The following is an 8,201-nucleotide window of genomic DNA, read 5'->3' on the forward strand; positions in this document are numbered from 1 at the left end:
TTGATATATATGCGTTTTGAAATCGAAGGAAAAGAATATGAGTTAAAACTTACTTATAAATCTATTGCAGAGCTAAACAAGAAATATGAGGGTGGAGCGAACCAAGTTATCGCTGCTTGTTTGCAAGGTGACTTAGAACTATTCGAAGACGCGGTATACTTCGGATTAATGCACACAGAAGAAGGGTTCACTAGAGCTAAAGTGACAGCTGCTATTGAAAAGCTGTTTGTAGAAGAAAAAATCTCACAACAATACATTGAAGATGTCCTTAACGAAGTGGTAGCGGACAATTTTTTCTACAAAGCGAAGACGAAGCAGTACAAAGCACGAATGAAGAAACAAGTATTAGCGAAGAATCCGGAATTCAAGGAGATTGCAGAGGAGATGTATGGAACGGACGACGAACCGCAGACTTCTCTAGAGAAGAAATAGACAAGGTGCAGCAGGATGGATTTAGATATTTAGGTTTGTTACCAAATGAGGTAATGAACCTAACTCCTCGTGAGTTTCAAAATATGATGACGGGGAGAAATGAACAGTATCTAGATGAACTGCAAACATATAGTATATTTGCTCTCATGATGCGTGCGGTTTATCACAGTAATCCCAAAAAGAGTATGAAACCAAAAGATTTATTTGATAGATCGAAAATGGTTACTGATGAACAAAAGAAAAAATCTATCGAGAATCGTGCAAAACAAGCTGAGGCAGATATGCAATTCTTACAAAATCTCAACTTCGGTTGATTGAAAGGTAGGTGAGATTTTGGCGACACAAGAAGAATTAGTAGTCCAGTTTCGAGCAGAGACCGACCAAATTCGAAGAGAATTAGCTGCTATGCAACGTGAAATGAATGAGTTTGTAAATGCTACGGCTCGGTCCTCCCGATATTATCACCGTAGTCTTGAGAATATGGGGGATGCGAACAGCGAATATAGCAGACGCTTACGTCAGATGAAATATGAGCAACGGGAAGCGATGAGACCCCATATTGAAGAATTGAAAAGGACGAAACTCGCTTACTTGGATGCTGCCATGGGAATGGCGACATACACCGGTAGTGCACAAGACTTAATTGCTCAAGTTAACGAAATCGGTAAGGCTGAGAAGGCTGCTAACGATGAAATAATGAAATTAGATAGAATGAAGCAGGCAAGCATATTACAGACAATTGGTATGATGAACAATATGTCCACAACGTCTAGCAAACTACAAGCAAACTTACAACGTATGGGTAATCCGTTGTATAACGTTTCAAGAGGGGCTTTGATGGCTACTAATGCAATGGAGAGACTAGCGAATAGAAGTTCAGCTGCTCAGTTAGCTTTAGAGTTTCTTGGGCCTAATGCGAATATGAAAGAACTTAATGATCAGATTCGTATTATTAACCAATCTGTTATGGGTATGGGGCAAGCTTTCTTAGTTGTTGGTATTGGGGCTGTAATGTTTTACAACCGATTGCACCAAGCTAATATGGAGATGAATCCTAAATATGCAAAAGCATATAAAGATATGATGGATTCATTAACTGAAGCCCTACAACCCATGAGGGATGCTTTTGCTGCTCTTATGATACCAATCTACAATTTTGTGAATGCAATAGCCAAGATGGTAATAGCGTTTAACGAGGCGCATCCAGCTTTAGCAAGGTTTATTCAAGGAACAATGATGCTTGTTCCAGCCTTAACACTCCTATTGCTACCCTTAGGGGCAGGAATGGGATTATTAAAAGGGTATAGAGCTGCTTTTGCTGCTTTATGGATGATAATTAAACCTGCAGTCATGGTTTTAGCGATGGCTAGTCCCGTTGCTTGGGCATTAGCTGCTGCGATAACAGGGCTAGCAGTAGGGTTCGCTTATGCTTATAAAAATATAGAACCTTTCCATAATGCTATAAATAAAGTTTTAAAAGCATTAAAAGGTTTTTGGAAGGTACTTTCAGGTAAAAAGGACGCTGGAGTTGAATTACTAAAAGCAGTCGGACTATCTGATGAAACAATTTCTAAATTAACAGGTGCTGTAGACAAAGTTCATTTTGTACTTAATGGAACAGGAATGTTATTTAAAGCTTTTTGGCAAGAGTTGAAAAGTCGAGGTAGTGCAGATAAGGATCTGTTACGAGCAGCTGGATTATCTGATAGTGCTATTAATGCATTTACTGGTGCTGGAGCTAAAATCGGTCACAATTTGAATGCTATTAAAATGCTAATTGGGGCATTTGGGAAAGAAGTGAAAAAACAAGGTAGTGCTGATATTGATTTATTAAAAGCTGCTGGTATATCTGATAATGCCATTAATGCTTTTACAAAAGCAGGAGCGAAGGTAAACCACAATCTAAACTCAATTAAATTATTATTAAAAGCATTCGGACAAGAAGTGAAAGCTGGCGGTACGGCTGATATCGACTTACTTGTTGCTGCTGGAATTCCCGTTGGGGCAATCGAAAAGGTTGTCTCTTTTGGTCGTGCCCTTAATAGTGCTTTAAATACAGTAAAAACAGTTATAAAGGGGTTTTCGTTGTCCTTTTCTGGTAACAGTGATGGGGCAATGCAACTTATGCAGGCGATGGGACTTAATGATAATTTAATTTCAATGGTAGTATCATTTGGCGAAAAGTTACGCTCGGCATTTGATTATGTTAAACAAGCAATAATTAATGCTTTCCATGGAGATTTCACACAAATAACTGATGTCTTTGTAAAGCTGATTCCGAGTATTATTGCAATTTTACTAGGTGGAGTTCCAGGCCTAATAATCGGGATCGCTACAATGTTTGCTCGCATGTCGGATGCGGCAGGTATTGGTGGAGAGGTATTGATACAAAAGTTTGGCGAAGTAATGAATAAATTTGTTACTTGGTATGCAAATTTTGTTACTACTAAACTACCTGTATTTTTAGAACAAGGAATGCAAATTATTGTCAGCTTCATCCAAGGGATTCTGCAAGCTTTACCTCAGCTTGTTGAGACGTATGCTCAAATTATGACAACGCTTATTACAACTTTGACGACTCAGCTACCTCAAATTATTCAGACAGGAGTATCAATAATACAAACATTAGTGTTGGCGATAGTTCAGGCACTGCCTTATATGATGCAAGCATCGACTCAAATTATTAGCACTTTGATCCAAGGCATAACTCAATTGCTACCTATGCTAATAGATACAGGAATCCAAATAATTACTACTTTAGTACAGGCGATTCTCCCTTTGATACCTCAAGTTCTAGATGCCGGGGTTCAAATTTTATTAGCGATAGTTAATGGCATTATTCAAGTTTTACCGCAACTAATAGACTCTGCTATGCAAATCATAACAACTTTATTGAATGCGATCGTGCAGAATTTATCTTTAATCATTGATGCTGGTATAAAAATACTTATGGCATTAATTGAAGGGATTTTGCAAATTTTACCTCAATTAATAGATACGGCGTTACAAATTATTAATCAATTCATAACAATAATTATGCAGAATTTGCCTCAGATTCTCGAAGCAGGAATGCAAATACTAATGAAATTGGTTGAGGGTATCATTCAAATGTTACCTCAAATTGTAGATGCGGTTATACAAATTATTACTAAATTTACTGAGGTTGTAGTCCAAAATCTTCCTAGAATCATAGATGCAGGGGTTCAGATTCTAACCAAACTTATTGAAGGGATTCTTAAAATGACACCTCAATTAGCTGGTGCCGCTCTCCAAGTTATGGCTAAGTTAATTGCAACGATTATCCAGCACCTCCCTCAATTGTTATCTGCTGGCGTACAATTGATAGGAGCTTTAATTGAAGGTGTTCTTAGTTTAGTAGGAGCTGTATTTAGTGCAGCTGTTGAAATCGGTTCGCAACTTATAGATGCTCTAGGAGATGTTGATTTATTTGAAATTGGTGTAAATATTGTTCAAGGACTAATTAACGGTATTGGTTCTATGGTAGGTGAAGCTTGGGATGCTGCTGTCGAAGTAGCTAGTAGTGTAGCTGATGCAGTAAGTGGATTCCTTAATATACACTCTCCTTCTCGACTAATGAGAGATTATGGTGTTTACACTGGTCAAGGTTTAGTAAACGGCATTAGCGCTATGGAAAACCCTGTATATAAAGCTGCAAAAGATATGGCTACAACTGTAAAGGATGCATTCGATTCATTATCAGAAGGAATATCACTTGGAGATGTTTCAATGGGAACAGTATCAGGGCCTTCCATTCCTCTTGTTTCTGCAGGTTATAAAACACCTTCTAGCATTTCGAATGTCTCGTCTACTTCTGGATTTAGCGGAGCAACTTTAAGTAAATCTGCAAATGATTCTAGAACGCCAAATAACATTCAAAATGCTACTCCTGCTGTTATTGAAAATGTAATTGTTATTGATAGCACTGAAGTGGTTAGGGCAATTGGCGATAAGATAGACGTAGACCAAGGGAAGCGAATTGTAAATCAATCATTTGTTATGGGACAAAAGGGAGGATGGTGATTAAATGTCTGAAGTAATCACTTTAGGAACGACAGTACAAACGTTAGGTGGAAAAAAGTATATATTAGAAGAACTAGGCATCATGACAAGAGACTTTAATCCGCAGTCACCATCGCCTGTTCATAACTTTGAGACTGTTGAAAATAGGCACGGAACTATTGATAGAGGAACAGTTTATGGTCAACGTACTATAAACTGTTCCTTTTATTTTAAAGCAGTTGATATGTGGGATTATGCGTTGTTGCGAGATGAGGTGTTTCGTCTATTTGATAGTAGAGAAGCTTTTTATATTATAGATCAACGAAATCCGGGCAAGCGATGGTTAGTAAAATATAGTTCGCCTTACAGTATCGAGCAGAATTGGAAATACGGGTTCTTTGAAATTGATTTTGTAACTGTGAAACTACCATTTGCAGAATCAATTGGAAAAACCACTGATCCAAATACATTTGATTCTAATCTTTGGCAAATTGGACAGGGATTAATTGCAGAGGATACAAAGTACACGCATAATACAACATCCTTCCGTATCTATAATGCAGGTGATGTCACGATTGATCCGAAGGAAATGCCATTAAAAATTATTTATACAGGATGGTCTGATCAGTTAACGATTAAGAATTTAACAACAGGTGATACATGGAGTTATGGAAAATCAACAGTGGTTGAGAGTTCACAAATTGTATTAGATGGAGTTAAGTCTTACCGTCCTGGCGTAGGTAGTATCTTTAAAGACACGAATTGGAAGTTAATCACACTAAAACCGGGTTGGAATGATTTTGTGTTATCTGGCGCTTCAGGTAACTTCAAAATTGAATTTGATTTCCGGTTTTATTATTTGTAGGTGAAGTCATGTTATTAGTCACAGGAATAAATGGACAAACAGAGATGCTTTGCGATTTTAAGGAAGTAAGAAGAAAACGAAGAGTCAATGGAGAACACTCTCTTAATTTCTATCAGCTAAATACCCCAGAAGCAGCTCATGCGTATAAATTGCTAGATAAACGTTCCATAGTTACAATTTCCGAAACAGGTGATGAATATATTGTACTTGGTATATCTAAAGTAGGACACTATGGAAAAAGAATTAACGCAATGCATGTATTTCTAGACGGTTTTATCAGCCAACATAAATATGAATTACTGAATGGAACCATTAATTTTAAACAATTCTGCGACTTCTTATTTGTTGGTAGCGGATGGACATACATTATAAACGGTGCATTTGCTCCACAACGTTTTGAAAACTTCGGGAGAGATTCTAAGCTTTCATTGCTGCAAAAAGGATTAGAGAGGTATAAAGCTGAGTTTTCCATTGATAACAAAAATAAAGTTATTACATTTAAAAATGAGATAGGTAAAACTACAGAATCACAGTTTAGATATGGACATAATTTACAAACCTTTAATGAAGAAACGGACATGTCAAACTTTTGTACAGTTATTCGAGGGTTTGGAAAAAGGGATGACGAAACAGAGTTTTCTGTTGAATATAAATCACCATTAGTAAGTGTATACGGTGAAATTCATCAAAAGTCGATTGATGATGATCGTTATAAGTATGAGAGTTCTTTATTAGAAGCTTGTAAAAATAATTTAAATGATAAACCCCTAACGAAATTTAATGTATCCGTTTCAGATTTATACGAAAATGGTTTGCAAATGCATCCGTACGATTATGGCGACTATGTTTATATGCTTTATGAAGAGGCAGATGTAGCTGTTCAGATACGAATCGTTGAGGTTATAGACGACCCAGTAAATAATAGTATTTCACCAACATTTGAATTATCGACTTTTAAAACGTTACGAACTGCAAGCGCAATTCAAGCGCAATTTCAACAGACTCAAAGAGACATTCAAAAATTGATGGATGATGAAGGCAATTTAAGCTTAGCTTTAAAACGCTTGTACATGAATACAGAAACATTCGCTGATAACACTGGCGTTTGGTATATAGATCCAGAAGATAAAAATAGATACGTCCATATTGGTGCAGGAGGCCTCGATGTTCATCGTGGTCTTGTTCGCGTTGAACGGGAAGATGGATATGCAACTATCATAGGTGGTATTCTTCAGCATGGCTTTGATATCAACGGTCACGAACCTCCGTTTACCGCAGTGAATGTGGAGAGTTGGTGGTGGGTGACAGATAAGTCAGATGAGCATTACGACTGTCAATATTACACGTTTGAACATAAGTCGCGATACTTAAATGTATTAATCGGTCAATTAGCTACTGAGGGTGCGTCTTGTGAAGTTGCTATTATGGCTGGGGACGGGAATACCTTTTTAGCTAAATACGCATCAAATAATACCGATCCAAAGTCTCCAATTGCGGTTTATGGGAAACTTTATGAAATAGATTTAGGAGTTCCAACAGGAGAAGAAATGAGTGTATACATTCGTTTACGTTCCACTGTTGAGGGAAAGAAAGCCTATTGTCGAAAAATCCGCATGTGGCTAGATCGATAGATTGAAAGTATTAAAAAACGAATTTTATATAAAAACAAACTTTAGGAGGAATTATTTATGAAATCAGTTCAAATTTATTTAGGAAAACCACAAACAGAGAAATTAGTAGTATGTGATGTGCAGCAAGGACAACAGGTAACTGTAAAGCAATTAATGTTTAATAACGCTTTAGAAACAGAACAGAAGGTAACATTAACAGTGAACACAGTGGACGTTATGACTACTAAAGTTAAAAATGGTGATGATGTACGCGAAACATTTATCGTATTAAATCCAGGAGATAAATTATTAATTAAACAAGAAACTGAAAATGCTGTAAGTGTAATGATTAATGGGGTCTTAGATCCAACAGCACCAATGACTTATTGATAAAGTTTTTGAGGGCGTGTATGATATACGTCCTCTTTATTTTCCATTAATACTAGCAAGGAAGGTGAAAGGATGCCTATATCACTAAACAGATGGGAAAACACAGCTCAAGATAGAAATTTCAGAAACGAAACAAATGAAAACTGGGACAAGCTTGAAAAAACACATAATAATATCGAAAAAGATAGTAGTCAAGCTTTAAGTAATTCTGTTATAGCGAAAGAACAGGCTAAAGAAGCAAATAGAATATCTGAAAATGTCCAAGAACAAATAAATACATTAGTAGTTAATGGAGATTCATCAGTAGAAGCAGCCCAAGCAAGGGTGGATGTAAACGGGAATATAAATGCCTCCTTAAAAGGGAGGTTAGATAAAGATTTTATAAATCATGAAAAACGAATTGTCGAAATGAATGATCGGTCATTAAGAACGAAATTAGGACAACCGGGTATATCTTATGCGGGTGTTATACGAAATAAAGGAGCAGGATGGGAGTTTGTTACAGACGCTGTTCACCAAAATATAAACTTTAAAAACGTTTATAGTACTCCTAACCATGAAATTGTAGTAGAGTATGAACCTTCATCAAAAATTGGTGCATTTCTTGCAACTCCCGATGAGACTTTTGCAGCAAAAGGAATTACATGTGGTGCATCTGTAGGTGATAAATCAGCATTAATCAAATGTTATGCACCTTTCACCGGATATGTAGACGGAGCGGGCGTTATTGCCACTGATCCTATTTTTGATGGTACAGCTACTTCTAAGATGATGGGTGATGGGACTGGTTTATCAATAACATATGACGGATCACATTCAAACATTGAAAAAGTATTAGTGACAAATATTAGAGACACTGGGACAACACACTATGGTTTGGATAT

General features: G+C 36.8%; 6 protein-coding genes and 1 pseudogene. All 7 read left to right on the forward strand.

From position 1 onward, the window contains the following. Positions 1 to 9: 9 nt before the first annotated feature. Positions 10 to 432, forward strand: a complete 423-nt coding sequence (locus QCI73_RS30455) for a tail assembly chaperone (protein ID WP_200730725.1) — start codon at positions 10 to 12, stop codon at positions 430 to 432. Between the two features lie 53 nt (positions 433 to 485). After that, positions 486 to 746: a hypothetical protein gene (locus tag QCI73_RS30460; protein WP_065383470.1), complete on the forward strand. Its 261-nt coding sequence runs from the start codon at positions 486 to 488 to the stop codon at positions 744 to 746. Positions 747 to 765: 19 nt separating this feature from the next. Continuing rightward, the gene (locus QCI73_RS30465) at positions 766 to 4,473 is read left to right on the forward strand and encodes a tail length tape measure protein (protein ID WP_200730724.1); all 3,708 of its coding nucleotides are present in this window, start codon (positions 766 to 768) and stop codon (positions 4,471 to 4,473) included. A gap of 4 nt (positions 4,474 to 4,477) precedes the next feature. Continuing rightward, on the forward strand, positions 4,478 to 5,317 hold the full coding sequence (locus tag QCI73_RS30470; RefSeq protein ID WP_200730723.1) for a phage tail family protein: 840 nt from the start codon (positions 4,478 to 4,480) through the stop codon (positions 5,315 to 5,317). An 8-nt stretch (positions 5,318 to 5,325) separates the two neighbouring features. After that, on the forward strand, positions 5,326 to 6,948 hold the full coding sequence (locus tag QCI73_RS30475) for a phage tail protein (RefSeq protein ID WP_200730722.1): 1,623 nt from the start codon (positions 5,326 to 5,328) through the stop codon (positions 6,946 to 6,948). 57 nt (positions 6,949 to 7,005) lie between these two features. Next, on the forward strand, positions 7,006 to 7,317 hold the full coding sequence (locus QCI73_RS30480) for a hypothetical protein (protein WP_200730721.1): 312 nt from the start codon (positions 7,006 to 7,008) through the stop codon (positions 7,315 to 7,317). Positions 7,318 to 7,389: 72 nt separating this feature from the next. Further along, a pseudogene (locus tag QCI73_RS30485) lies at positions 7,390 to 8,201 on the forward strand (hypothetical protein); the annotation flags it as partial.

The organism is Bacillus cereus group sp. MG16, assembly GCF_040459875.1.
GTDB classification, from domain to species: domain Bacteria; phylum Bacillota; class Bacilli; order Bacillales; family Bacillaceae_G; genus Bacillus_A; species Bacillus_A paranthracis.